General features: G+C 70.7%; 2 protein-coding genes. One reads left to right on the forward strand and one right to left on the reverse strand.

Annotated features, from left to right (window positions below; translation table 11 throughout):
• Positions 1–399 (reverse strand): serine/threonine-protein kinase (locus AB0J52_RS37590; RefSeq protein ID WP_500187736.1); only part of this gene is annotated, 399 nt, incomplete at its 3' end.
• Positions 400–697: 298 nt separating this feature from the next.
• Between AB0J52_RS37590 and AB0J52_RS37595 the strand changes: the two genes are divergently transcribed.
• A partial coding sequence (locus AB0J52_RS37595; protein ID WP_500187737.1) for a phosphatidylglycerol lysyltransferase domain-containing protein occupies positions 698–2106 on the forward strand: 1409 nt, incomplete at its 3' end.

Here is a 2106-nt window from a genome sequence, read left to right on the forward strand (position 1 = left end):
CGCGGCGTGCAGCGCGGCGAGCATCTGGCGGCCGATGTCGGCGGCCCGCTTGGGCGGGAGGGCGCCCTCCTGCTTGATCACCTGGTCCAGGGAGCGCGCGTGGATGAGCTCCATGACGATCCAGGGCCGGCCGTCCTCCTCCACGACGTCGTAGACGGTGACGACGCCGGGGTGGCCGAGCCGGGCGGCGGTGCGGGCCTCCCGGAACGTCCGCTTGTACTGGACGGTGCGCTCCTCGTCGGTCAGGCCGTGCGGGAGGATGACCTCCTTGACCGCGACGTCCCGGCCGAGCACCTCGTCATGGGCCTGCCAGACCGTTCCCATGCCACCACGACCGACCTGGGTCACCAGGCGGTAGCGATGGGCGAGCAACCGCTCCCCGGTGGTCTCCTGTGGCATATCCGCGACCATATCGACTTTTGATGACAATCTTGGACCCGGCCCGCGAACGAACCTTCTCACCGACGGGTCATACCCCTCGGGAGCGCGACGATCCGCCCCTGCCCGCGGACGCGCCGTGCGTCACCCTATCCAGTAGACATATCGGTCAGACCGGACGGGATGGTGACTATCGTCGGCGGTGGGCGTGAGCAGGGCGTCACCCGGTACAAATATCCCAAGATTCGACAGTCCTGACGGGAGAACCATGGCGGCAACAGGCGAAACGGGGAGCCTGCGCACCGGTTGGCGAAGACTCATGGAGGCGGCGCCCACCGTCTTCTTCTGGTACACCCGGCTCTCCGGGATCGTGTCCATCCTCTCCTGGCTGTCCTCGGACCTCATCGTCCGACTCGCCGACATCTGGGCTTTGCGGTGGCTGTACTACCTGGCGGTCTTCCCCAGCATCCCGTGGGGACTGCTGTTCATCCTGCTGTCCATGGGCATCCGGCGGCGCAAGAAGGCGGCCTGGCGCCTGCTGGTGCTGCTGTTCGGGCTGTACACCGCGTTCTCGGTCGCGTTCCTGCTGCACACGCTGCTGGACCCGAACCAGCCGACGGCCCTCGGGGAGGTCGTCACCACCGGCGCGTACGGGCTGGTCCTGACCATGGCGCTCGCGTCCCGCAACCAGTTCACCTCGCTGCCGGACCGCGCCAACCGGCGGCTCGCGGCGGTGGTCTTCTCCGTCCTGCTGGTGCTGAGCGGCGGCATCGGGACGTTCCTGGTCACCGTCACCGACAAGGACCCCTCGGGCGGCTTCTGGGCCCACCCCTGGTACGTGGCGCTGCAGACCGTCCTCGGCGCCGGGATCACCGGCGAGCCGATCGGCGTCCGGGTGCCCGGCTGGGTGGACGTGATCATCGGCGTGCTCGGCACCGGGCTGCTGATCGTCACCATGTGGGCGCTGTTCCGGCCCGGCCGCCGGGACGCGGTGCTGAGCCCCGGGGAGGAGCTCGCCGCGCGCGGCCTGCTCGCCGAGTACGGCGACCAGGACTCGCTCGGCTACTTCGCGCTGCGCCGCGACAAGGACTTCATCGCCGCGCCGAACGGCCGGGCCGGGATCGCTTACCGGGTCGAGGGCTCGGTCTCGCTGGCCAGCGGCGACCCGCTCGGCGACCCCGAGTCGTGGGACCAGGCGATCGAGGCGTGGCTGAACGAGTGCCGCACGCACTCCTGGATCCCGGGGGCGGTCAGCGTCGGGGAGCGCGCCGCCCACATCTACGCCCGGCACGGCTTCGACGCGCTCGAACTCGGCGACGAGGCGATCCTGGACCTCGCCGACTTCAACCTGGACGGCCGGGAGATGCGGCAGGTCCGGCAGGCGGTGCACCGGGTGGAACGTGCCGGGTACACCGTGCGCATCCGGCGCCACTCGCAGATCCCGGACTGGGAGATGGCCAAGCTGATCCGCAGCGCGGACGCCTGGCGCGGCGAGGCCACGGAGCGCGGGTTCTCGATGGCGCTCGGCCGGCTCGGCGACCCCACCGACGGGCGCTGCGTCATGGTCGAGGCGTTCGACTCCAAGGGCGAGCTGCGCGGGCTGCTGTCGTTCGTCCCGTGGGGGCGGACCGGGCTCTCGCTCGACCTCATGCGCCGCGACCGGGCCGCCGAGAACGGCCTGAACGAGTACATGGTCGCCAAGCTGGCCGAGCGCGCAGGGCGGGGGAG

The sequence above is a fragment of the Spirillospora sp. NPDC049652 genome (assembly GCF_040675125.1).
GTDB lineage: Bacteria > Actinomycetota > Actinomycetes > Streptosporangiales > Streptosporangiaceae > Spirillospora.